We start from the raw sequence: 25,371 nt of genomic DNA on the forward strand, positions 1-25,371 counted from the left end.
AGGCCAGAGCGTTGTTACAAAATAATTAAGTAACTGAGTGCTCTTCAGATTACAAGAATAAAACATAATATTTTTAATGGGTTACATAATAATCAGTGCTATTTAACCAGTGCTTGATGTAAATCTAGAAAAATTTTATTGAATTGATTGCATTTTAAGCGACTTGTATGGTGATGTTCGCTTTAAGTAATGCTATAATCCCGCCGAATAATTTATCGACTTTATTAAGAGTAAAATTAATGGCAGATTTATCGAAGTACAGAAACATTGGTATTTTCGCGCACGTTGATGCGGGTAAAACCACAACTACTGAGCGTATCCTAAAGCTTACAGGTACAATCCACAAAAGCGGTGAGACACATGATGGTGAGTCTACTACCGATTTCATGGAGCAAGAAGCTGAGCGCGGTATTACTATCCAGTCTGCGGCAGTAAGCTGTTTCTGGAAAGATCACCGTTTTAACGTTATCGATACTCCTGGACACGTTGACTTCACAGTTGAAGTTTACCGTTCACTTAAAGTATTAGATGGCGGTGTGGGTGTATTCTGTGGTTCTGGTGGTGTTGAGCCACAATCAGAAACTAACTGGCGCTACGCGAACGAATCAGGTGTTGCACGTATTATTTTCGTAAATAAATTAGACCGTATGGGTGCTGATTTTTACCGTGTAACTGAGCAAGTACAAAAAGTACTTGGTGCTGTTCCATTAGTTATGACTTTACCAATTGGTATTGAAGACGAATTCGTAGGTGTTGTAGACGTTTTAAACAAACAAGCATATGTTTGGGATGAGACCGGTCTTCCTGAGAACTACTCAATTGTTGACGTTCCTGCAGACATGGTAGAAAAAACTGATGAATACCATGAGTTCCTAGTTGAAACTGCTGTAGAGCAAGACGATGACCTAATGGAAGCGTACATGGAAGGTGAAATGCCTTCAGTTGAAGATATCAAGCGTTGTATCCGTAAAGGTACTCGTGACCTTGCGTTCTTCCCTACATACTGTGGTTCTGCATTCAAAAACAAAGGTATGCAATTAATCCTTGATGCTGTTGTTGATTACTTACCAGCTCCTACAGAAGTTGATCCTCAACCTCTTATGGATGAAGAAGGTAACGAAAACGGCGAGCACGCAATTGTATCTGCAGACGAACCTTTCAAAGCGTTAGCATTCAAAATCATGGATGACCGTTTTGGTGCGTTAACATTCGTACGTATTTACTCTGGTAAGCTTAACAAGGGTGACACTATCCTTAATGCATTTACTGGTAAAACTGAGCGTGTTGGCCGTATGGTTGAGATGCAAGCTGATGATCGTAAAGAGCTTACTTCAGCGCAAGCGGGCGATATCATCGCTATCGTTGGTATGAAGAACGTGCAAACTGGTCACACTCTTTGTGATCCTAAGCACCCAGTAACACTTGAGCCAATGGTATTCCCAACTCCAGTAATCTCGATTGCTGTACAGCCTAAAGATAAAGGCGGTAATGAGAAAATGGGTATTGCTATCGGTAAAATGGTTGCAGAAGATCCGTCTTTCCAAGTTGAGACTGATGAAGATTCAGGCGAAACTATCCTTAAAGGTATGGGTGAGCTTCACTTAGATATCAAAGTAGATATCCTTAAGCGTACTTACGGCGTAGACCTTATTGTTGGTCAACCACAGGTTGCTTACCGTGAAACTATCACTCGTGAAATCGAAGATAGCTACACGCATAAGAAACAATCTGGTGGTTCTGGTCAGTTCGGTAAAATTGATTACCGCATCAAGCCAGGCGAAGCGAATTCAGGCTTCACGTTCACTTCATCAGTTGTTGGTGGTAACGTACCGAAAGAATTCTGGCCTGCAGTTGAGAAAGGCTTCAAGTCAATGATGAACGAAGGTGTTCTAGCTGGCTTCCCAGTACTTGACGTTGAAGTAGAACTTTTCGACGGTGGCTTCCACGCCGTGGATTCATCTGCAATCGCATTCGAAATCGCTGCTAAAGGCGCTTTCCGTCAATCGATCCCTAAAGCGGGCGCACAACTTCTTGAGCCAATCATGAAAGTTGACGTGTTCACTCCAGAAGATCACGTTGGTGACGTAATCGGTGACCTTAACCGTCGTCGTGGTATGCTAAGCGACCAAGAAGCTGGTTTAACTGGCGTTCGCATTAAAGCAGACGTTCCGTTATCAGAAATGTTTGGTTACATCGGTTCACTACGTACAATGACATCAGGTCGTGGTCAGTTCTCTATGGAGTTCTCACACTACGCAGCATGTCCACAAAACGTAGCTGACACTGTAATCGCTGCAGAAAAAGAGAAAAAAGCAGCTAAGTAATTAGCTCTGTAACTCTTTAAAAAAACCCGCATATGTTGCGGGTTTTTTATTGCCTACGATTTAATTACTCTTTGAGTTAGCGTCTCTCAAAAACAGTAATACCAACAATGACAGCCTAAATAAAAGGCTGCTTAAAGCGGTGAGCTATACATGCTTTAATTAAAGCTGAAGTGATGACCGTAGGAGCAATGGCTGCTTAGCTTCGCACAGAGTGCGTAAGAGCGCTCACCTAATACAGTAATTTATACTTGGGTTAGTGAGGCGCAGTTATGCAAGGGAAGTTGTATAGCGGCTTATTTTAGGTATAAAAAAAGGAGCAATCATGCTCCTTTTTGTATTTAGTGCGTGCCCATTGCGCTAATTAAACTTCTTAATTGCTTTAGCTCTTAGCGCTTTCATCTTTGGCAAGCGAGGCTTATTAAAGCTTTGTATTGGCATAACTACTAAATGCTCTTGTGGCAGGGCTGGCACCGTTTTAGGGTATTGCCCAGGCTCTGGTACCGAAATCTCTTTTAAATGCACTTTAAGGTTGTTTAGCATAGGGTCGTTATCAACTTCGCTAGGGCAAATAAATATTCCCATTTTACGCAGTTGCACACCTAACTTAATGCTACTGGTGTAGCGTATTATTGGCGCTCCAAGTAATAGACCAAGTAGTATAGGCGATAACCACCAAAAGAACACTGGCGTAAAGTAATAGGCTGTAGCGCCCCATACTATGGCAACCAAGGTAGAAAATAGTGTGTAATTAAACGCCTCTTTCCACGGTACCATACGGCCTTCGCGCGGTTGTGCATCCCACTTAACTTTTTTACCCAAAAATACACACACTACAAAGTAAGCATGAAACACCATCATAAGTGGTGCCACAATAATGGCAAATACAGTCTCTATTATTGAGCCTAGTATTAATTTAAACGAGCCGCCAAAGCGCTTATTTCTGTGCACTAACGTGACAATTACACCCATTAATTTAGGCACCAATAATATAATAATGGTTAAATAAAGTAGTGAATCAATTAGGTCTGTTTTAGCTATTTGCCACGTTGGGAATAACTGATAAACCCGATTAAAGTACACATCGCTATTTAATGCACGTGTTACCGCATCTATGGTGCTTAGTGCCAGCATAGATAACCAAATAAGTGATGAAATATAAGCGGTTGCGCCTAATAAAAAGTGAAACTTACTCATTAACTTTAATTTAGACGAGCCTAATAAGCCAAGGTGCTGAATGTTACCTTGCACCCAACGTCTGTCGCGTATGGCATAATCTAAAATGTTACTTGGTACTTCTTCGTAGCTACCTTCAATATCGCTAAGTAATAAAACATCCCAGCCTGCACTGTGCAGTAGTGAAGCTTCTACAAAGTCATGACTTAAAATTTCGCCACCAAAGGGGGCATTGCCTTCAAGCGTAGGTAAACCACAATAGTTAATAAATGCTTCAACACGAATAATGGCATTGTGGCCCCAATAATTAGCTTTGTCGGTTTGCCAAAAAGCAGACCCCGTTGCCAGCATTGGGCTGTAAAGCACTGAGGCAAATTGTAAAAAACGACCAAAGTAGGTGTCTTGACGAACTGGAATAGGGATAGTTTGAATTAAGCCAGCTTGCGGGTTGTTGATCATGCTTGTGGTCAGCTCTAGCATACATTTACCCGTCATTACGCTGTCGGCATCAAGTACAATCATGTGATCGTATTGGCTGCCCCAGCGCTCGCAAAAGTCGGTTAAGTTACCTACTTTACGGTGTTTATTATCTTCGCGGCGACGATAGAAAACCTGTTTTGCAGTATCGCCTAAACGCTCACATAAAGCATGCCATGCGCTTAGCTCGTTTTGTGCTATTTCAGGGTCTTGCGTGTCGCTAAGTAAATAAAAGTCAAAATTGGCAAGTTGCCCTGTCTCTTTTAGCGATTGTAAGCTCACTTCAAAGCCGGCAATAACACGGTGTGTGTCTTCGTTATAAATAGGCATAACTACCGCGGTTTTTTGCTGTGCAAGCGCGGCATTATCAAACTCGATAGGCTTAATGCGTCTAAGGGTGAGCGGGTCAATACGAAATAATTGCAGTACAAATCCTATCGTGCCGCTACAAAATGCCGTAACAATCCATGCAAAGGTTATTGAAAATAAAACCAATAGCGCATATTCAAGCAAGGTCATTCCGTTTGAGCTTAAAATTTCAAACATAATGGAGATGCCGTACCCTGAAACAGTGAGTGCAGCAATAGCAAATAACCATACGCGCAGTGTTTTGAATGGCATTGGTGTGCCCTTTCCTTTATTACTTGATGTCATTTGGGTACCAAACATAGCTCCATACCTCACTAATTTCTTTATCACGAAGTTTTAACGATAAACGCATATCTACGGGTTGATCGTCCTGTGGTGCAATTTTAAACGCTACTCGCCAACCAAGAGATTTAGGAAGTTTTTGCACTGTTACATCCCTTACTTCACCTGTTGTAAGCTGAATGTCGGCTTCAAGAGTTAGCTTTTCAGACAGGTTGTTTAAATCGGGGCCTGCAAAGTCAACGGTAAACTGGCGATGACTTTGCGGTGGTGGGTTATCTTCACCTGGCAGCGCTGCGCTACCTATACGTGTGCGTGTTACACGCGCCTTTTGGTGTTGAGTTAAATGGGCGTTAAAGGTGCTCATTTTGTAGCTTAGCTTTAATGAATCACCAGCTTTCATTGGCTTTTCAGGCACCCAGTAACTCACTATATTGTCGTTCGTTTCTGTATCTGTTGGTATTTCTACTAGCTCAACTCGGCCATTTCCCCATTCACCTTTTGGCTCTATCCACAGGCTTGGACGGTCGTGGTAGTGCGCTTCAGTATCTAAGTAATTGTTAAAGTCACGGTCACGCTGTGCTAAACCAAACCCCTTAGGGTTGGTGTACGAAAACGACGTAACGCTTAACTGTGTTGGGTTGTTAAGCGGGCGCCATACCCATTTGTTATCAGCTGACTGTGTTAACAAGCCGTCTGAATCATGCACTTCTGGGCGGTAGTCATCAAAAAACTTAGTGCTGTTTTCACCGTGGTAAAACATACTTGTTAAAGGGGCTACGCCTAGCTTTTTAATATCTTTACGGGCAAAAATTTGCATATCAACATCAACTAACATGCTGGTTGTTGGGTCAATATCAAATTTGTAAGCACCAGATACCGAAGGGCTATCAAGCAATGCAAAAATAGTGATGTTAGTTTGCTCAGCCTGGGGCTTAACAAGCCAAAACTCTTTAAACATAGGGAACTCTTCACCCGATGTTTCGGCGGTATCGATTGCTAATCCGCGTGCTGATAAACCATATACTTGATTAGGGCCAACAACTCTAAAATAAGAGGCCCCTTGAAACACCATTACCTCATCTTTGTATTCGTTTGTGTTAATTGGGTAATGTAAGCGAAAGCCTGCATGGCCTAGTTGTGTGCCGGCTACGCTTTTTGCTATTTCGTCTTTTAAAGAGGCGGCTGTGCCATCGTATTGATAAAAATCAGTACTGAAAGGTAGGCGATTACGTTTTGAATCACCTTCTACGGTATTAATTGTTACCGGTGTTTTATATAAAAAACCAGGGTGAAAGAGTTGTAGCTCATACAGGCCTTCATCTTTCCACACTGATTTGTCCTGCTTAAATCGAATTGAGCGGTAATCTTGGTAATCAATATTATTTAATGCTTCTAGCTCTATATTTTTTGGAGGTGCATATTCTTGTTCGGCTAGTTTTTTAGCGCGGGCGCTTATTACTTCAAATAGGCTTTCTTGCGGAATTGCTGCATCAACACTTGCTGCTATTGCCTGCATGCTATAGCCCCAGCCAGAAAAAATAAAAAGTAGACCCAATAATGGCGTTGCTTTTTTCTGCCAAGTAGGAGGTGTTTGGGTTAATTGTTTCATTTCCATTCCTTTATAAAAACACGACTTATTTTTACGCTTAGGGTTTGTTACTTAACTACTACACAAGGGTGACGAACTTATAGTGCAACTTTTAATCCGTAAATAAAGTGTTTACATTTCAACAGTTAAATTTATTAAAAAGGGTTTTAACTACGGCTTATGTGTAAAAAATACTCATTTAATGTATTTGTTGCGCGGCTAATTCTATTAATAGTTAATAAACGGTATGGAAGATATTAAGGGTTGTTTACTGAAGCTTGTCTGAATTACATTTTTATAAGCATAAAAAAAGCCGCAAAAATGCGGCTTTAAAACAAATCACTCGTTATTTTTTCTTAAATCTGCGCACTAATGAAAGTGGTGCTAATAAAAGAGATAACCAAAGCAATGAGCCTGAGTCGTTATCGTCATCACCACGTAGGTTGTTTACTCTTACTACAACCGTTTGTGCTTCAGATACGTTACCTACACTATCCTCTGCTTGTACTGTAAGGGTAATACGATTTTCAAACTCGTAATCTACTTCGCTTGCAACAATTAACTGACCTTGCTCGTTAATTGATACAGAATCGTTACCTGATACGATAAATTTAACCACAGGTGATACATCAGCGTTAGGGTCACTAAAATCAAGTGTACCAATCACAGTGCCTACAGCACTGTTTTCATCTACTGTGAATATTTGATCAGGTGCAATTACCGGTGTTTGCTCTTCAGGGGTAAGTACTACTTCAGATTTTATATCAACAATAACTGGGTCGTGATCAGATGCACGGTATGGCCCTTCTGCGTATAGCGTAGATTGATGACCTTCGCTTTTATACTCTAGGTTGTAATCAAGCACGATAGGCTCATCAGCATTGATATGCCAATCATTTGCTGCAACAACTTTGCTCAATAAAGACTCGGTTGCTAAAGCATGGTCAAGGCTACCTGCACGGCCAGAGAAGCTATAAGAGTAGCTTAGTGTATCGCCATCAAGCTCTGCGACTATGTTTTTATAGCCTTTTTCATCAAACTTACGGATTGGATCTTCCATTGCATAAGCGTTCATATCACCAACAAGAATGATATCTTCGTCATCTACGCCAGTAGGTTTGTTGTCTAACCAATCAGTAAACGCATCAGCAGCTTCGGTACGAATTTCATTCCAACAGCCTTGGCCATCACCTAGGTCGTCGTTGTTATCATCACCACAGCTACCTTTAGATTTAAGGTGGGCTACAGAAACAGTAAATACTTCATCTGTTGAAAGTGACTTAAAGCTTTGTGCAATTGGTGCACGGTTGCTGTAATCAAACGGGTAATCAGTAGTAATAGCGGCTGTGCCTACTTCTTCTACTTTATCTGCGCGGTAAATAAGGGCTGTGGTGATTTCGTCGGTACCAATTTGGGCTACGTTAAAATCTACAAACGCGTAGTTGTTAGCGCTGTCAGCATCGTTTAATGCATTTACTAAACTTGCTATAGCACTGAACTCACCAAAGCCATCATTTTCAATTTCCATTAAGCCAACAACATCAGCTTGCATTGCACTAATAGCACTTACAAGTTTTGCTTCTTGACGTACAAACTCTTCTTCTGAGTCTGCACCACGGCTAGTAGGGAAACCACCGCCTTGGCCATCACCGTTAAAGTAGTTAAGTACGTTAAAGCTGGCGATTCGTAAATCGGCTTCTTCACTTTGCTCAGGCGCATCTTCACGCGCATTAGTCGCTATAAACTGTGGTGTAACTGTTGGGTGAATGCGATACGTGCTAAAGCTGTATGTAACTACCCCTGTTACCGCATTTACAGTATCGCCGGTACGTAGAGTATTTTCTGCCGATAGGCCTGGCGCTGGGTAAGCCGTTGGATCTGAGTTTTGAGCTGTAGAGCCATCATCTAATAAGATTTTTTTAGTCAAGTTAGCTGCTTCAACAGCATTGGCTGCATCACCTGGCAATGCAACTTGAGTGCCTTGATATAAACGCTCAGTGGCTAGCTCTACTTCACCATAGCGACCTAAGCCGTAGTTGTTAGTAACTACAAGTGTTTGATCTAGGCTTACTAGCATACCTTCATAAGCTTCTAGGTCAGCTTGGCTCTCTAAAGGTAAGCTTATTGAGGTTGCAGAGGCCGCTTCGTCAGTACCACATACTGCAATTTGTGTTACATCTGCAAGTTGTGTTGAATCATAGTATTCATCAACCGTACCCTGTACGCGCACGTGGTCACCTACATTTACATCGGTATCAGTAAAGTAAACAAACAAACCTTCAGAGGTCATTGGGTCGTTATCTACATCTGCAGCAAGCGAGGTCACAAAGAAACCATCTAAGCCATCTTCACCTTGAAAATCGGCAGTGACAATACCTTCAATTTCAACAAGGGTATCTACTAACGGGCTTGCTTCACCAGAACCTTGCACAGCGCTAATTAGCGTTTTATCTGCGCCACATACAAGCGGTTCTAATGGTTCTGGCTCAGGGTCTGGCGCAGGAGCCGTACCACCATCGCCAGCATGCGAGCCTAAGCCGTCAAAGGTGTCAATATCAAACTGTTCCCATTCATCGCTAGGATTAAAAGTTGCAGTTGAGTCAGTTCGACCCGTTGTGATGCTATTTTTTCTTCGTAAGGTTTTATTTTGAGTTTGTACGGTATCATCAGACCAAAAAGAGCCAGGATCAACACCCACTTGGCCAAAGCTATCAACCACCACACCATCTTTAGTTAAAACAAGGGCATCGTCACCGTTGTAGTAAGTTACTGTGCTGGTTTCATCTGCAATATCAAGAATGGCAGCGTCAGCACTAGGGTTTGAAATTATATAGGTGGTATTGGCAGCCAATGTGCCTGATAAATCAATTGAGTTACCTACCGAACTACTACCATTTGAATAAAGTCCTAAAGTATAACCTTCAAGAGAAAGCTCTGTATCAGCATTGTTATAAAGCTCAATCGCTTTATTGTTGCTGCTGCCTTCGATGTATTCAGAAATGATTAGATCGGCGGAGGCTGGTGCACTGAGGCTTGCTAATATAAGCGCCAGTGGCGTTATTTTCGTTTTTAACATTTTTTATTATTCCCGTGTATTTAAATCCCAAAATGGGACACCAGTTTAGGCAATCTAAATGACAAAAAGAATACAAATATGTTAATGATTGTAAAAAAATTAAGGCGGCGTACCGCCTTTGATAACATGTTTACTTATTTTGCAGCCATTGCGCGGCCTGCTTGGCAAAATACGTTAAAATACCATCCGCTCCGGCGCGTTTAAATGCCAGTAAAGATTCCATAATTGTGGCCTCTTCACTCAACCAGCCGTTATCGATTGCCGCTTTGTGCATTGCATATTCGCCACTGACCTGATATGCGAAAGTAGGTACACCAAACTCATCTTTAACACGACGAACAATATCAAGGTACGGCATACCGGGTTTCACCATCACCATGTCGGCGCCTTCTTGTAAATCAAGTGCCACTTCACGAATTGCCTCATCAGAGTTGGCAGGATCCATTTGATACGTTTTTTTGTCGGCCCCTTTCAAGTTAACTGCAGAGCCAACAGCGTCTCTAAACGGCCCGTAATAGCTAGAGGCATATTTAGCTGAGTAAGCCATTATGCGTGTGTGAATATGTCCATCTGCTTCAAGTGCTTCGCGAATAGCACCAATACGGCCATCCATCATGTCAGAGGGTGCAACAACATCGGCACCTGCCTCGGCGTGTGAAAGCGCCTGCTTAACAAGAATTTCAGTGGTTATGTCATTAATTACATAACCTTCATCATCAATAATGCCGTCTTGGCCATGAGTAGTAAATGGGTCAAGGGCTACATCGGTAATAACCCCAAGCTCAGGAAAAGCTTCTTTTAAAGCACGAACTGTGCGTTGTGCTAAGCCATCTTCACTGTAGGCTTCTTCGGCCATCAAAGACTTTTTGTCAGCAGGGGTTACCGGAAAAATAGCGACGGCAGGTACACCTAAATCTACAAGCTCTTTAGCTTCTTCAAGCAATAAATCAATTGATAAACGCTCAATTCCTGGCATTGATTCAATTGCTTCGCGGCGGTTTTTGCCTTCAAGCACAAAAACAGGGTAAATAAGATCATTAACACTCAGCTGATTTTCAGCCATAAGGCGACGAGAGAAATCATTACGGCGCATTCTACGCATGCGAGTATATGGGAAAAGGTCGAGTCCTGATTGGGCCATGTTACTAAGCTCCTACTGTGGAATTGGAAAACTAATTACTTGATTTCGGCCATGTTGTTTAGCGAAATAGAGCGCTTTATCTGCGTCGTCTGTAAATAGCTCAGGGTTACTAATATCGTTTACTACAGCGCTGTTTACGCCAGCACTAATGGTTACTTTTACGGATGTTCCGGCTACGTTTACGGTATTACTCTCTACGGCTTGGCGAATTTTTTCAGCAATATCAACAGCCCCCTCTTTTGGGGTGTTAGGTAGCAAAACAACAAATTCTTCGCCGCCGTAGCGAGCCACTTCATCCAACGGGCGTTTTAAATGCTGTTTTATAATGTCGGCTACAGCGCGTATTACTTGGTCGCCGGTTAAGTGTCCGTAGTTATCATTTACGCGTTTAAACCGGTCTATATCGAGCATAATCATACTCAAAGGCGTTTTTTCACGCCGAGAGCGACGCAGTTCCATCACTAATTTTTTATCAAAAAAGCGACGATTTTTAACGCCACTCAGCGCGTCTTCCATATTAAGTAGCTCAAGCTCGCGGTTTTTATCCTCTAGTTCACGCAAAGTGACTTGTAGCTCAAAGGTACGCTCATCAACTAACGACTCTAATTCTTTTTGTGTTTGGGCTTGCAGCGCGAGTCGCTCGTTTAATAGTGTATCTTGGGCTGCATTTTCAGCAATCAAGGTTTGTTGAGCAATAACTTGTTCATCACGCTCTAAAATAAAGCGCTTCATAACGCCATAACATAGGCAAAATGTACTACCAAAAAAGCATATAAAAACAAAAGCTAAGCTACTTCTACCTAAAGGATATAAGCCAAATACAGCAATAATAAGGTACACCATAACAAGTAAAAATAGCATGAGTGCAATTAGCAGTGCTTGAATTGGTTTTGAAGGCGCGTTTTGCTGGCAGATGTAGGCGCTTACCAAGCAATAAACAATAACAATCGGGCTCGCCAATAAGCTAAATGGGGTAAACACTGTGCTAGGTAAAGCCCACATAAACAGCAGGCTAATTGCGTAAATATTAGCAACAATGGTTTGCCATTTTAGTAGTTTAGAGGCTTTAGGTTGGCACAGTTGTTTTTGTAGCGGCACAAAAGCAAGCGTAGTGAGCATTAGTAAAACAGGTATCATTACTTGCTGTAATGAAGGCGAATTTGGATGAAAATAACGAGCGCCAAAACCGCATAAATAAGCCAGTAGCACACCTAAGGTCAGCGTAATAATGCCTGCATAAGCAAAATACAACTTGCGCGAAAACCCATACAAAACCAAGCAACTTATGGCCAATGAAAATAAAAAACCAATGAGTAAGCCATAAATTAAATTAAGCTTACCTTTATGCGCTAGGTAGGCATCTGGTTGCCATAAAGTCAGCGGGATGCGCAGCCCAGCACTGTTGTTAACCTTCATTATTACGGTGTTAATACTATTTGCCGGCAGCCTCAAGGTTGCTAATAAAGATTCGCTTTTTATTAGCCGTGATGAGAGCTTAAAGTTATCGCCAGTTTGCATGTGTGAGAGCAGTGCTGAATTATAAAAATGAAAAATTTGCGCTTCATTTAACAGCGGGTTATCGAGCGATAAAATAGGGCTTATATTGTTATTTAAGGTATTTTTAACTGTAAACTTGACCCATACAGGGCGTTGTTCAAACCCTAAATTTAATGGCTTATCACTTACTGTTTGCCAGTCGCTAACCTCATGGTAGGCATTGTTTGCTGTGGTGGGCGTAAACGAATAGCTCAGGGTGTCTATTTTTATTGCTTTAAAATTTTCAGAAATTACGGGGTTTGCAACACTGCAAAATGAACAAAGGAGCATAAATAGGCTAAATAGCGCCTTTGGGCTTGTCATTAGCGACCTGCAATATCAAATAAGCTATAAAAGTTAGCCGTACTATGGGTGGCAATAGTACTTGGTTCAACGTTATAAAGCTTAGCGAGTGTTTCACACACATAGCTAAGATAGGCGGGCTCATTTTTACGTGATTTTGGTTTAGGGGTTATTGTGCGTGGAATTAAAAAAGGCGCATCGGTTTCTATTAATAACCGCTCAAGCGGGATACTTGGCACCAATTGTTGCAATGCTTTACCGCGGCGCTCGTCACACACCCACCCAGTAATGCCAATATAAAGGCCTAATTCTAAATAATCTTTAAGTGCTTGGGCATTGCCTGTAAAGCAATGCAGCACGCCACGTACGTTATAGTTAGCCAAAATATTTAGCATATCTTCGCTTGCGTCACGTTCGTGTAAATAAACAGGTAGGTTTAGTTTTTCAGCTAACGCTAACTGGCGTTTTAATACGCTGCGCTGAATATCGCGAGGAGAAAAATCGCGATTATAATCAAGCCCACACTCACCAATGGCCACAACGCAATCGTTACTAGCAAGCTGCGTTAAAGTGGTTTCAAGTTCATCGGTGGCGTCTTTGGCGTCATGTGGATGCACGCCAGCAGTAGAAAACTGATTATATTGTTTTGCTAATGTAAGCGATTGTTCGCTACTAGGCACATCGCAGCCGATCAGTAACATAGCTTGCACGCCCGCGGCATTTGCGCGGGCAATAATGGCCTGATGCTCACCTTCAAACTGGTGATTGGTTAAATTAACGCCGGCATCAACTAACGTGTAGGTCATTACTGAGTGCGCTTCACACGGATTGAGCGGTTTTGACCATCTTTACGAAGTAAAAAAGAATTAAATACACCGCGGCTAATAATCACTGTGTCTGACTCTTTTAATTTAAGGCTGTCAGAGCCAATTTGACGCCATTGCTGATCGTTATCAAGGGTAATAATGAGCTCGCCATAAGGAGCTTTTCTAACTGATGATACTGACGCTGTGATATTTTCGTCTTTATCTTTAGTGATCTCTTTATGCTCAAGGCCAAAATCATCTGCTTTAGCAGCAGGCGCTGCTTTAGAAACAGCTGCAACAGGTGCACTTACGTTTGGCGATACATTGGTTACGGCTTTTGGTGGGGTAAGGGTTTTTTTCTCACTAGGTTTAGTAAGCGGTTTACCTGCCACTGTGTTGTCATAACATAGTAAACGGTTAAAGTCGTTTTCAATAAAGCTACATGCTTGCAAAGCTTGCACGTTAATTTCTTGCGCTGCATACGTCGGTGCGCTTAGTAAAACCAGTAGTGAGAGTAGTTGTTTTTTCATTTTATTCCTCAGATTCCTGTTGTTCTTTAGCGCTATAAAATTTCGCTAAAATTAACCCTAGCTCAAATAAAAGCAGCATAGGAAGTGCTAATAGTGTTTGTGATAACACATCGGGCGGTGTTAAAAACATCGCCACAACAAATACACCAACCACAATATAAGGGCGTTTTTGCTTTAAACTCTGCGTGGTTGTAGCGCCACTCCAACATAGCAACATTATGGCTACGGGTATTTCAAACGCCACACCAAATGCAAAAAATAGCTTAAGTACAAATCCTAAATAGCTACTAATATCCGGTGCTAGGGTCATCATTTGCGGCCCTACACTAGTAAAAAAGCCTAATATAATAGGGAGCACTATAAAGTAGCAAAAAGCGATACCGCCATAAAATAGCAAAATACTCGAGGCCAAAATTGGCATTAGCATGCGTTTTTCGTGTTGGTATAAGCCAGGTGCTATAAATCCCCAAATTTGATGCAATATCCACGGAATAGCGCCAAACAAGGCAACAAATAGCGTTAGCTTAAACGGTGCAAAAAACGGTGCCGTAACATCGGTAGCTATCATAGTGGCAGTGCTTGGTAAATGTGCGACTAAAGGGGCGGCTACAAACTCATATATATCATTGGCAAAATACACTAGGCCAATAAATATCACTAAAATACTAAAAAGTGATTTAATAAGCCGATCGCGCAGCTCAATTAAGTGAGCGACGTACCCTGATTTAGCTTGTTCAGACATTATTTTTTATACCACGTAATAAGTTGACCACAAATAGGGGAATTAATTTCACTTTTTTTCATCGAGTTGTTCGTTAGATGACGTGCTTGAAGTGTTTTTATAGCTATGAGTAACCGACTGCGCTGCTTTTTGCAGTTCATCAACCGATTGTTGTAGCTCAGGGCTTAAATCTTTAAGCTCTTGTTGCTCTGCTTTTTTTAGGTTTTCGTGAAGCTCGTGTATGCGTAGCTCTTCACTCACTTCTGCTTTAACTGAGTTGGCCATCGACTTAACGGTTTTTACCCAGCGCATTACGGTGCGAATGGCAACCGGTAACCGCTCAGGGCCAAGTACCACTAGGCCAACAATAAAAACAACAACGAGCTCCCACATTCCCATATTGCTTAAACCTTAGTATCGTCTTTGGTTTTTTCAGTGCTTTGTGTCTGTGTTGGCGCTGCTTTTTGAGACTCTTGGATTTGCTCAGCTTTTTCGCTTTCAGTCTCTTTAGTTTGGTCATCAGACATGGCTTTTTTAAACCCTTTTACTGCACCGCCTAAATCACCACCCATGCCGCGTAGTTTTTTAGTACCAAAAAGAAGTACGATAATCGCTAAAACAATCAATAATTGCCAAATACTAATGCCACCTAAACCCATGGTTATCTCCAACTGATAAATGCTTAAATGTTTATTTTAAGTACTAATTATACGCCCTGTGGCATAAATAGCACTTAGTTTATGTGTTACGCCACGCCACAATAAAGCTAATTGCAGACGCTGCTAATGTTACGCCTGCCGCTATGAGGTCGTGCTGCAGATAACACAGTGCCGATACAATCAGTGTAGCACTGCCAAATAGGCTAAGTACTAGCGCTTTGTGTGACACTTTACTTGGCTGAGAATGCTGTATTTGCGGACTACGTTTTAAATTTTGATAAATTAAATCAGGTAGTTCTGGCATTTTTTCAGCCCAAAATGGCAAGTTAGCATACATTTGTTTCATTACTGATAACGGTCCAACTTGTTGTTTTACCCAATCTTCTAAAAATGGCTTAGCGGTTTTCCACAAATCAAGCTGAGGATAAAGCTGACGCCCTAAGCCCTCAACGTATAATAACGTTTTTTGTAATAATACTAACTGCGGCTGTACTTGCATGTTAAAGCGGCGTGCGGTGTTAAATAAATTAACGAGTACATGGCCAAACGATATCTCAGCCAGCGGTTTATTAAATATAGGTTCGCACACGGTACGAATAGCAAATTCAAACTCTTCTATGCTGGTATCGGGCGGAACCCAGCCTGAGTCAACATGTAGCTGAGCAACTTGGCGGTAGTCACGATTAAAAAAGGCGATAAAGTTTTCTGCGAGATAGCGTTTATCTTCTTTGTTTAATGTGCCAACAATGCCACAGTCGATACCAATATACATGGGGTTTTCAGGGTGCTCGCGAGAGACAAATATATTGCCAGGGTGCATATCAGCATGAAAAAAACTGTCTCTAAATACTTGGGTAAAAAACACTTCTACACCGCGCTCAGCGAGTAATTTCATATTGGTATTCTGCGCAATTAACGACTCAGTATCTGAGACCGGAATTCCGTAAATACGCTCCATAACCAATACGTTACTGCGGCTATAATCGCTATAAACAGCCGGGATATATAACGAATCAGAGCCTTCAAAGTTACGCTTAAGTTGGATGCCATTTGCGCCTTCGCGCATTAAATCGAGCTCATCTAGCAAGGTTTTTTTATACTCTTTGACCACCTCGACAGGGCGTAACCTTTTTGCTTCGCTGTGTACATTGGCAAGCACTTTAGCGAGCTTTTCCATAAGTGCTAAGTCGGCATTAATTTGTGTTTTTATGTTTGGCCTAATCACTTTTATAACAACATCTTGGGTATTGTTATGGGCATCAACTAGCTTAGCAGTATGCACTTGTGCAATAGACGCTGAGGCCAATGGGGTTTGCGAAAACTCACTAAACAACTGGTTTATATCGCTAATTTCGAGCGCTTTTTCAATTATTTTTTGGGCAAGTTCGCCTTCAAAAGGCTCAACTTGGTCTTGCAAAAAAGCAAGCTCTAACGCAATGTCGTGAGGAAGTAAGTCTCTGCGGGTAGAAAGCATTTGGCCAAACTTAATCCACACTGGGCCAAGCTCTTGCAAGGCTAAGCGCAGGCGCAAGCCCGCTGGTTTATTTTTGTGCTGGTTACGTAACCAAAACAAGCTACCACGCGCAATTTTAGCGTACCAAGGTATTTTTTGTTTTGGTATTAACTCATCTAATCCGTAGCTAAGTAATGTTTTAGTGATGTAATACAATCGAGCAGTCGACACAAAAAATCCTTAGCGGCTGTTGGTGTTAGAAGAGTTGATTAATGCATTTATGCGTTGTTCAATAGCGGCCACTTGCCCTTTTAACACTCGGTTTTGTTGTTTAAATTGTTCAAGCTCTAAAGGGTGAATAGTTACAGCGAGCTCATCTTGGCATAGGCTGGTTAATGTGGTGCTAATTTGCTGACGCGCTTTACGCTCTTTACTGCGTAAAGCGTTTAGCTGTATGTAAAGTTGTTGTGCGGGCGCATCGCCAATATAGTGCGATAGTTGCTCAGGCCAATCTATATCTAGCCCAGAAAATGCGGCGCTGTACGCCTGAGCGACGTTTAAGTCGCCTTGCAGGTCTAGCTTATCTTGACGAATGAGCTGTGTAAGCATGGCTGGGTCTTTAAGCGCCATAAGAGTATCTATATCTGCGCTGATCATACACTCTGCGCTATCTTCATCGCTGGCACTGTAAAGGTGTAATAGTTTACCATCAAAGGTTAATACTATTTGCTGCTGCCAATTGCGGATTTCGACCTTTAATGGTTTGTGCTTAACGGCACTGAGCTTATCTATTAAGGTGGCGTCGAGTTGCAGTACCTTATTAAGCACTCGCTCTATAAGCGAAAGTACAAAATTAGGTAACATAAAAAACTGCGAATCGGGTTTTGCTGCGATTACATGCTCGCTTTTTTGCTCAAACGCCATAATTGCCTGCCTTAATATTTAAAACCACGGTGCAGTGCAACAATACCACCGGTTAGGTTTTGATACGTTGTCTGTTCAAAGCCTGCTTCTTCCATCATTGCTTTTAAGGTTTCTTGGTCTGGGTGCATACGAATCGACTCAGCTAAGTATTGGTATGACTCGCTATCGTTCGCCACTACTTTACCCATAGTTGGTAATAGATTGAACGAGTAAAAATCGTACGCTTTACTTAAAATTTCATGCTCAGGTTTGGAAAACTCTAATACTAATAAACGTCCACCTGGCTTTAATATACGGTACATAGAGCGCAGGGCTTTGTCTTTATCGGTTACATTACGTAGGCCAAAGGCAATCGTGATCACATCAAAGCTGTTATCTGGAAATGGCAGCATTTCGGCATTCATTTGCACGTAGTCGATATTGCCGACTAAACCCAAGTTGTGCAGTTTTTCGCGGCCCACTTTTAACATTGAAGAGTTAATGTCACCTAAAACTACTTGGCCGGTGTCACCAACTAGTTGGCTAAATTTTGCTGTTAGGTCACCAGTGCCGCCTGCTAAATCAAGGACGTGGTGACCTTTGCGCACACCTGAGCTGGCTATAGTTTGACGTTTCCATAATCGATGTACACCAAAAGACATTAAATCGTTCATTACATCGTACTTTGCTGCAACCGAGTGAAATACGTCTGCAACCATTGAGGCTTTATCGTTTTCGGCTACGGTTTTATAGCCAAAATGCGTGGTCTTTTGCTCTGTTTCGTTCATGGTTAGTCTCTATCGTGGCAATAAAGACTAGTGTACTTGATTGTATACTGCAGGTGCAATTTGAATATGATTTATCAGGTAATTTAGCGTAAAACCTAGTGGCCAGCTGTAAAGCTACTTTGCCCCAGTGAGCGTGCTTTAAATGCCGCTTGCGAGGCTTTTTTAGCTAACTGGTTAAAGTCATCATTTTTGAGTTGCTGCGCTATGCCTAAAGATAAGTTAATGCCAGGCAGCTTAGTGCCGCTTTTTGAGCTAACAAAACGAAGTTTTTCTACGCCATTACGCACTTTTTCAGCAATAACATTGGCGGTTTCGGGGTCTATATCTGGCAGTAATACGGTAAATTGGTCCTTTGCTGTACGCCCAGGTAAACCACTTTGAAAGACATATTTTTTTACTTGTTTAGCCACTTTGTTCAAAATAACTTCGCCAATTATATCGCCGTAATTATCTACAAAATGATCTAAATTATTTATTTGAATAGCAATTGCGCAAATTGATTTGTCTTGGTTGCTCCATAGTTGGGTTTGCTGCGTTAAATAATGACGTTTATACAGCCCCGTTTGTGAGTCAATAATGTGCTGCTTACGTAATTGCGCCAGCTGTTTTTGGGTTTTTTCGTGTAACTTTTTAGCTTTATATAGCTCGTGTTTGAAGTGCTTGTGTTGCTCAAGTAACGTGGCTGATTGGGTGTTTAACGTATCGAGTGCTTGGCGGCTTTGCTCTATATTATTCTCATCAAGCGTGTGCATGCACTCACTTACTTGGCCGGCAAAGCTAACAATTTGTTTTTCGGTTGATTGCGCATTGCGCGACAGTGAATCAATAACCCCATTTACGTTATTAATCATTGCCACTTGCGTGGTATGCCCTTCGTTTAAAAACTCAAAGTAGAGCTGCTCAATCAAAATACTATCAATTTGGGCTTTATTAGTAATGGCCTCGTCTATGGCGTTATTTAGCTGAGGATTTACTTTACTAATATAGGTATAGGCAACGTGGTAATTTAACGGAGAGGGAGGCAGCGTATGACGTTCTAAAAACAGGCATACATTCGTCATTTTTTCTTGAGCTACAGCCATGGAATCATGGAACATCATTTTAACTACCAACTAAGTACGCATTAAATTACACATTAAAATAAGTCTTCAATGAGGCGGCAATGCATCCAAGCTTTATTATTTTTTTACTACAATAATCGTTAAGCAGGCTATTTAAAAGTAAAAACCAGTATTAGTGAACTTAATTTTTTACTTTTGCTGCCTAATAGCTGATTTTATCATCAAAGAGCACGTATTTAGCTTAATTTAGGCGGGTTCAGCTTATTTTACGCGCTCCAATTAAGCGTGTGTTATTGAGATTAATCGCATTTGTCTTGCTATTTACTCAGCCTACGATAGTTTTGTGAAATCTATTGTATGGTTAAGTAAAACTAAAATGAATTATTCCTTACCCCCGCGAATTTGCCGCACACTGCTTGTGCTATCACTTTTTGGCACACTAAGCGCATGTACATTAACAAGCCCCAACGCAAACACACAATTTGAACAAGTGGCGCAAAGTATTGTTGATTACCGCAAACGTGTTAATCCCTACACTCAGCCTGAAGGGGTTGATGGCTATTTATTACCTAATTTATCGGCTGAATTTTTAAAGCAGCAATATGAGGAAAAAACAGCATTATTAAGTCGTTTAGATGCAATTGATAGCGATGAGCTTTCAAGTGAAAACAGTATTAACCTCAGTATTATTCGTGCGCAAGTACAAAACAGTGTTGATGAATATGCATTTAATGCGCACTACATGCCGCTAACTTCTGAGTATGGGTTCCATTCTAGCTTGTCTTATATGATTAATAGTTCGCAATACAAGCAACCGCAACAGTTAGAAACGTATTTAGCCCGCCTTGAACAAGTGCCGCGCTTTTTTGAGCAAAATATACATTGGATGAAAAAGGGGCTCGAAACGGGGCTTACTCAACCACAAGCGGTATTAGCCGGGTATGAAGACTCAATAAGCGCATACATAGTAGATGATGTAACGCAGTCAGACTTTTACACCCCATTTAAAACGAACACAGCAGGGCTAAGTGAAAACGACTTTAAAGCGATACAGCAAAAAGCTAAACGCATCATAAAAAACGATGTTATTGCCTCTTACAAAGCATATTTAACATTTTTTACTACGCAATATCAGCCAGGTGCACGCACTACGATTGGTATTTCGCAAACCCCTAATGGCAAGGCGTTTTATAAAAACCGCGCACAGTATTACACCACCACAAATATGAGCATTGATGAAATACATCAGCTGGGGTTATCTGAAGTGGCGCGTATCCGCAGTGAAATGCAGGAAATAATTAAAGAAGTAGGTTTTGAAGGCACGTTTGCCGATTTTATCCACTTTTTACGTACCGATCCGCAATTTTACGCCGCCACTCCAGAGCAGCTATTAAAAGAAGCTGCTTATATAGCTAAAAAAATGGACGCGCAGCTGCCTAAGTTATTTCATACACTGCCACGTATGCCCTATGGCGTTGCACCTGTACCTGCAAGTATAGCCCCTAAATATACAACCGGTCGCTATGTTGGCTCGAGCCGAAGCGATCAAGCGGGTTATTATTGGGTAAATACATATGCGCTAGATAAGCGCCCATTGTATGTATTAGAGGCGCTGACCTTACACGAAGCCGTACCAGGGCATCATTTACAAATATCGCTTAATGCAGAGCTTGAAAACTTACCAAGCTACCGACGTGATGCCTACCTTTCGGCTTTTGGTGAAGGGTGGGGGCTTTATTCTGAATACTTAGGTATAGAAGCAGGCTTTTACCAAGACCCATACAGCCGATTTGGCCGTTTAACCTATGAAATGTGGCGTGCAGCTCGTTTAGTGGTTGATACAGGTATGCACATGTACGGTTGGAGCCGCGAGCGCGCTATGAACTTTATGAGCGAAAACACAGCGCTTTCCTTACACAATGTTAAAACCGAAACCGACCGCTATATTTCGTGGCCGGGGCAAGCTTTGTCGTACAAAATTGGCGAGCTGACTATCAAGCGTTTACGCGCAGAGGCCGAGCAAGCGCTTGGGCCACGTTTTGATATTCGTGAGTTTCATCATCAAGTATTGCGTCATGGTTCAGTGCCGTTATCAGTGCTTGAAGAGCAAGTTCGTTTGTATATAAAAGCTGAGCTTGAAAACACGCAAAGCTAATTATCTAAAGGTATAAACCTTGAACAACGAAAGGTGTTGTGTCATTTTGACGCAACACCTTTTTTATTTTAAAAACAGCCATCAAGGGGCCTTGGATGAGCGATTTTATTATTTTTAGTATTGATGTATTTGCGAGTATTTTTATTGTTGCATTAGGATTAATTGTACTTACCGTTATTGTTTTTTATTTTCGTGATATTACTCAAACAAAGCATGCAATTAGGCGAAATTACCCGGTTATTGGTCGCTTTAGGTACTTTTTTGAGCGCCAAGGCGAGTTTTTTAGGCAGTACTTTTTTGCCCTCGATAGAGAAGAAATGCCGTTTAACCGAGCAGAGCGTAGTTGGGTGTATCGTGCTGCAAAAGATGTCGATCGTACCGCTGCATTTGGCTCCACGCAAAGCTTAGAGGTAACAGGTACAGTGATGTTTATGAACTGTGCTTTTCCTACCCTAGATGAAGAGGCGCTGGACCCAAGTAATGTAACTTTAGGCCCTTATTGTAAAACGCCGTACACCACTAACTCATTGTTTAATATATCGGGAATGAGCTTCGGCGCGCTCTCAAAACCGGCTGTTAGAGCGTTATCAAAAGGGGCAAAATTAGCCGGCTGCTGGATGAATACTGGTGAAGGCGGGTTAAGTCCTTATCACTTAGAGGGCGGAGCCGATTTGGTGTTTCAAATTGGTACGGCTAAATATGGTGTGCGCGACGAGCTTGGAAATTTAAGTATCGATAAACTTAAAGAAATTGCGGCGCATAAAAACGTAAAAATGTTTGAGCTTAAATTAAGCCAAGGTGCCAAACCAGGTAAAGGCGGTATGTTACCTGGTAAAAAGGTTAATGCTGAAATTGCTAAAATAAGGGGCATCCCTGAGGGCAAAGATTCAATTAGCCCAAATGGGCACCCAGAAATCAAAAAGCCAAGCGACATATTAGATATGATTGCCACAGTGCGAAACGCCACAGGCAAACCTACCGGCTTTAAAGCCGTTATTGGTGATTACACTTGGCTAGAAACGCTATTTGCAGAAATAAACCATCGCGGGCTTGAATCAGCACCGGACTTTATCACTATTGATAGTGCCGATGGCGGTACGGGCGCAGCGCCACAACCCTTATTAGATTCGGTAGGTTTACCGCTACGCGAAAGCTTACCGCTGGTTGTTAATATGCTTGAAAAACATGGCTTAACAGGGCGGGTTAAAGTCATTGTATCGGGTAAGTTAATTGTACCCTCTAAGGTGGCATGGGCGCTTGCTTTGGGGGCTGATTTTGTTGTTTCTGCGCGTGGTCATATGTTTGCGTTAGGCTGTATACAGGCCATGCAATGTAATAAAGACACCTGCCCAACCGGTGTAACTACCCATAACGAGCGGCTACAGCGTGGTTTAAATGTTGCCGATAAAGCTCAGCGGGTTGCCAATTATAATAAATATATTCATTACGGTGCTGGTTTAATTGCCCACTCATGTGGTGTAACGAGTGCGCGGGAATTAAGGCGTAAACACGTGCGTATAGTGCAAGAAAGTGGGCTGTCGGAGCCGCTCGATAAAATTTACGAAAACTACCAATAACGGTATTAGTATAAAAAAGGCGCTTTGGCGCCTTTTTTAATTTAGTTGGCTTATTAATAAACTAAAAAAGGCATCTTTGTTGTCGCAGCTTTTGGCATTTAAAATAAGTTGCTCACCTAAGCTCAGCGTTTGTTTTTGTACTGCAAGGCGCGTATTTTCATCTTCAATGCTGTCAATATCTACCACATGCGCGAGCCCTATGGTGCGCCTAATTAGTTCTGTTCCACAATAACCTATGGCGTCTTGTAATACGGTTTTCATAAAGTACAGTGGGTAGCCCTCGGTATTAAGGGTGCGATCTGTGCTGTGGTTGGCAATTAAAGCTAACCATTGTTGCTCAAATAAATTATAGCTTTCAACAATGCAGCTAAGTAAATGCGTTTGATAGTTTCGTCGTGCTACAAACTCTTCAATATGCCCTGCTTGTGCGCAGTAATTTAATAGTAAATTGCCAATAAAAGAGCCTATATCAAAGCCAACAGGGCCAAAAAAGCCAAACTCGGGGTCAATCACTTTAGTGGTATTGGTATCTACAAAAATACTGCCGCTGTGCATATCGCCGTGCAGCAATGTTTGCGGGTTAGATAAAAAATTAGCTTTTAATTTCGCAACTTCTAACTTAAGTGCCGTGTTATCGCGCAAAGCGTGTACATGTGTAGTAAGTTGCTCGTCAAAGTGATTGCGTTCGTGATCTGTATACGGATCGCTAAAAAATAAATCTTCTGTAATTTGGCAAAGCTCAGGATTAGTAAATTGCTGTACGAGGGCCTTTTTATGCTGGGCGGTTAGGTAAAAATCTGAATTATAAAACCCGGTATGGCTTAAATACGTAGCTACGTGCTCGGCTAACTTAGGAAATTGCTCCGCGTTATTTTGCGCAGTGCGCAATATTTTTAAGTGACCTAAATCTTCTAAAATAGTAAGTGCGTAAGCTTGGTTATAGTGCAGTACTTTAGCGGTATTTTGTGGGCAAATAGCGCCATGGTTAAGTAACACTTGCGCCTCAATACGGGCTCTATCAAGCGTGAGCGGCCATGATTCACCTACACAACGAGCATAAGGCAGTGCTTGCTTTAAAATAATGCTGTTATGGTGCTCATCGCTAATTCTAAATACTAAATTAAGGTTACCGTCACCAAATTCGTACGCAGTTAAGGGTGCGCCAGCATTAAAAAAATCATACTGCTTAGAGTCAATTAGCGAATTTACATATTCAATTGCGCGCTGCGCATTAAACGCGACATAGTTAGCCATAGTGAGTTCTCAAATAACCTTTTGGGGCATTCTATACCTTTAAATGTTTAGATGTCTACAAGTCTAACTTGAGAGTTATTCAAACTGATGTAAAATACCCTTACGCATTTTATTTAAGCAGCCTCACCATGCAAAACCTAATCGCAAGCAGTTTAAAATATGAAAACGGCACATTAAGTGTGCTTGACCAGTATTTACTTCCTCATCAGCAGGTATGGCACGAATGCCATAGTGTTGAGACGATGAAGGAGCTGATCATCAGTTTAAAAATTCGTGGCGCACCATTAATAGGCTTAGGTGCGAGTTTGCTGGTTGCTCATTTAGCGCAGCAGGGGGGAACTCAAGCGGCGCTTGCAAAAGCAATTGATGAGCTTGAAGCCACAAGGCCAACCGCTGTTAATTTAATGCATTGTATGGCTACATTAAGAGAGGCTCTTAAAAGCGATGACTTTGTAGCAGCAGTGGTGTGCAGCGCAGAGCGCCTTTTTATTGAAGACATTGCCCTATGTGAGCGCATGGCAACGCGCGGAGCTGAGCTTATAAACAGCGGCGACAATATTTTAACCCATTGTAATACCGGCGCATTAGCGACTGCTGGTATTGGTACAGCATTAGGCGTTATTTACAAAGCGCAGCAACAACACGGCAATATACATGTGTGGGTTGATGAAACGCGGCCCTTGTTGCAAGGCGGGCGTTTAACCGCGTTCGAACTTGAGCGCTGGCAAGTACCGTATACGCTTATTTGCGATAATATGGCAGCAAGCTTAATGGCCGCAGGCAAGGTAGATAAAATAGTGGTAGGCGCCGATCGTATTGCTGCTAATGGCGACTTTGCTAATAAAGTGGGAACTTATAATTTAGCTGTATTGGCCCATTTTCATGATATTCCTTTTTATGTTGTCGCGCCTTTAACTACGCTTGATACACAAACAGCTCACGGTAGCGATATAGCAATAGAGCAGCGAAATAGCGCAGAGGTACGCGGCGTAAGTGGCAGTTTTGGTGAGGCGCTGTGGGCACCCACTAATGCCAATGTGTATAATCCCGCATTTGATGTAACACCTGCAAAACTAATAACAGCTTGGGTGTTAGATACCGGTGTTTACAATAAAAGTGATGTAGAGAGTGGGGCGTTAACAGCGCTTAAGTAGTTTTTAAACAGCGCTCCACTTATCCCTTTGTGGAGCGTATT

The 25,371-nt window shown here is 41.9% G+C and carries 19 protein-coding genes; 4 read left to right on the forward strand and 15 right to left on the reverse strand.

Features of this window, described 5'->3' with window-relative positions; genetic code table 11:
- Window positions 1-239: 239 nt before the first annotated feature.
- Entirely contained in the window at window positions 240-2,324 is a 2,085-nt protein-coding gene (fusA, locus tag OIZ54_RS16960) for an elongation factor G (protein WP_126008601.1), read from the forward strand.
- 357 nt (window positions 2,325-2,681) lie between these two features.
- Here fusA and mdoH read toward each other — a convergent pair whose 3' ends face one another.
- From mdoH to OIZ54_RS17030, 14 genes are all read right to left on the reverse strand, one after another.
- Complete coding sequence (gene mdoH / locus OIZ54_RS16965; RefSeq protein ID WP_054983609.1) at window positions 2,682-4,643, reverse strand: glucans biosynthesis glucosyltransferase MdoH; 1,962 nt, start codon at window positions 4,641-4,643, stop codon at window positions 2,682-2,684.
- Window positions 4,615-6,234, reverse strand: a complete 1,620-nt coding sequence (locus OIZ54_RS16970; RefSeq protein ID WP_264390894.1) for a glucan biosynthesis protein — start codon at window positions 6,232-6,234, stop codon at window positions 4,615-4,617. Before OIZ54_RS16970 ends, mdoH begins: the two co-directional genes overlap by 29 nt.
- Window positions 6,235-6,559: 325 nt before the next feature.
- Complete coding sequence (locus OIZ54_RS16975) at window positions 6,560-9,289, reverse strand: ExeM/NucH family extracellular endonuclease (RefSeq protein ID WP_264390895.1); 2,730 nt, start codon at window positions 9,287-9,289, stop codon at window positions 6,560-6,562.
- A 130-nt stretch (window positions 9,290-9,419) separates the two neighbouring features.
- Window positions 9,420-10,430, reverse strand: coding sequence for a porphobilinogen synthase (hemB, locus tag OIZ54_RS16980; RefSeq protein WP_264390896.1), 1,011 nt, complete (start codon window positions 10,428-10,430; stop codon window positions 9,420-9,422).
- A 12-nt stretch (window positions 10,431-10,442) separates the two neighbouring features.
- Window positions 10,443-12,290, reverse strand: coding sequence for a diguanylate cyclase (locus OIZ54_RS16985; RefSeq protein WP_264390897.1), 1,848 nt, complete (start codon window positions 12,288-12,290; stop codon window positions 10,443-10,445).
- Window positions 12,290-13,075, reverse strand: a complete 786-nt coding sequence (locus OIZ54_RS16990) for a TatD family hydrolase (protein ID WP_055255450.1) — start codon at window positions 13,073-13,075, stop codon at window positions 12,290-12,292. The genes OIZ54_RS16985 and OIZ54_RS16990 overlap by 1 nt, the downstream gene beginning before the upstream one ends.
- Complete coding sequence (locus OIZ54_RS16995) at window positions 13,075-13,605, reverse strand: hypothetical protein (RefSeq protein WP_264390898.1); 531 nt, start codon at window positions 13,603-13,605, stop codon at window positions 13,075-13,077. The genes OIZ54_RS16990 and OIZ54_RS16995 overlap by 1 nt, the downstream gene beginning before the upstream one ends.
- Window position 13,606: 1 nt before the next feature.
- Window positions 13,607-14,347, reverse strand: a complete 741-nt coding sequence (tatC, locus tag OIZ54_RS17000; protein ID WP_264390899.1) for a twin-arginine translocase subunit TatC — start codon at window positions 14,345-14,347, stop codon at window positions 13,607-13,609.
- 48 nt (window positions 14,348-14,395) lie between these two features.
- Window positions 14,396-14,725 carry a Sec-independent protein translocase protein TatB gene (tatB, locus tag OIZ54_RS17005; RefSeq protein WP_004587474.1) on the reverse strand — a complete coding sequence of 110 codons (330 nt, stop codon included), beginning with the start codon at window positions 14,723-14,725 and terminating at the stop codon, window positions 14,396-14,398.
- Between the two features lie 5 nt (window positions 14,726-14,730).
- Window positions 14,731-14,985, reverse strand: coding sequence for a Sec-independent protein translocase subunit TatA (gene tatA, locus OIZ54_RS17010; RefSeq protein WP_004587475.1), 255 nt, complete (start codon window positions 14,983-14,985; stop codon window positions 14,731-14,733).
- 79 nt (window positions 14,986-15,064) lie between these two features.
- A complete protein-coding gene (gene ubiB / locus OIZ54_RS17015; protein WP_138577397.1) occupies window positions 15,065-16,669 on the reverse strand; it encodes a ubiquinone biosynthesis regulatory protein kinase UbiB in 1,605 nt (534 codons plus the stop codon).
- A gap of 9 nt (window positions 16,670-16,678) precedes the next feature.
- Window positions 16,679-17,362, reverse strand: coding sequence for an SCP2 domain-containing protein (locus OIZ54_RS17020; protein ID WP_121638145.1), 684 nt, complete (start codon window positions 17,360-17,362; stop codon window positions 16,679-16,681).
- A gap of 11 nt (window positions 17,363-17,373) precedes the next feature.
- A complete protein-coding gene (ubiE, locus tag OIZ54_RS17025; RefSeq protein ID WP_004587478.1) occupies window positions 17,374-18,129 on the reverse strand; it encodes a bifunctional demethylmenaquinone methyltransferase/2-methoxy-6-polyprenyl-1,4-benzoquinol methylase UbiE in 756 nt (251 codons plus the stop codon).
- 95 nt (window positions 18,130-18,224) lie between these two features.
- Complete coding sequence (locus OIZ54_RS17030) at window positions 18,225-19,211, reverse strand: GGDEF domain-containing protein (RefSeq protein WP_121638144.1); 987 nt, start codon at window positions 19,209-19,211, stop codon at window positions 18,225-18,227.
- A gap of 355 nt (window positions 19,212-19,566) precedes the next feature.
- Between OIZ54_RS17030 and OIZ54_RS17035 the strand changes: the two genes are divergently transcribed.
- Window positions 19,567-21,345, forward strand: a complete 1,779-nt coding sequence (locus tag OIZ54_RS17035) for a DUF885 domain-containing protein (protein WP_264390900.1) — start codon at window positions 19,567-19,569, stop codon at window positions 21,343-21,345.
- Between the two features lie 95 nt (window positions 21,346-21,440).
- The gene (locus OIZ54_RS17040) at window positions 21,441-22,922 is read left to right on the forward strand and encodes an FMN-binding glutamate synthase family protein (protein WP_004587481.1); all 1,482 of its coding nucleotides are present in this window, start codon (window positions 21,441-21,443) and stop codon (window positions 22,920-22,922) included.
- Between the two features lie 36 nt (window positions 22,923-22,958).
- Here OIZ54_RS17040 and mtnK read toward each other — a convergent pair whose 3' ends face one another.
- A complete protein-coding gene (mtnK, locus tag OIZ54_RS17045; protein WP_264390901.1) occupies window positions 22,959-24,176 on the reverse strand; it encodes an S-methyl-5-thioribose kinase in 1,218 nt (405 codons plus the stop codon).
- Window positions 24,177-24,304: 128 nt separating this feature from the next.
- On the opposite strand from mtnK, the gene mtnA reads away from it, so the two are divergent.
- Window positions 24,305-25,330, forward strand: coding sequence for an S-methyl-5-thioribose-1-phosphate isomerase (gene mtnA / locus OIZ54_RS17050; protein ID WP_024033954.1), 1,026 nt, complete (start codon window positions 24,305-24,307; stop codon window positions 25,328-25,330).
- Window positions 25,331-25,371: the final 41 nt, after the last annotated feature.

Origin of the sequence: Pseudoalteromonas sp. A3, assembly GCF_025942345.1 — a bacterium.
Taxonomy (GTDB): Bacteria; Pseudomonadota; Gammaproteobacteria; order Enterobacterales; family Alteromonadaceae; genus Pseudoalteromonas; species Pseudoalteromonas atlantica.